Source organism: Mesorhizobium sp. WSM4844 (assembly GCF_055811775.1).
In genome coordinates this window covers 1-397 of the sequence record NZ_JBVVQB010000203.1, presented here as the reverse complement: position 1 = coordinate 397, position 397 = coordinate 1, and the positions used below count along the sequence as shown (strand labels likewise).

Below are 397 nucleotides of genomic sequence, written 5' to 3'. Positions count from 1 at the left end.
CCGGTCTCCACAGCGCTGTGGAATGTTCATTGTTGATGATGACGCCGCCGCTGTTCACGAGGTTGTTCCTGTCAAGTGTACGCGTCAGCTCGTCCTGGGCCTCGCGCGACTTGCCCAAGTGCCTTTCAAACGGCGCTGGCGCGACTTGTCGGGCTTGCTGCTCTTGCAAGACGGCGTGTTGCACCTGCGACCCAGCTGCTGCAAAAGCGTCCGCGGGGATTGCGGCAAGCTCGTGCGGCAAGCGCTCCTCCCTCAGTCGGTTTTGCAGCGCCTGCCGATCGGCAACGAGGTCGTTGAGGTCCAGCGGCAGCTGCGGGACTGGCCACTCTTGGTTCGCCAATCTCTGAACCAGCGCGCGCGTGCCGTCCACCACGAAGACGCCGCAATCAACACCGTT

At 63.0% G+C, this 397-nt stretch carries 1 pseudogene; it reads right to left on the bottom strand.

The window, feature by feature from the left end:
- A pseudogene (locus AC0L2A_RS36435) lies at positions 1–397 on the bottom strand (Ulp1 family isopeptidase); the annotation flags it as partial.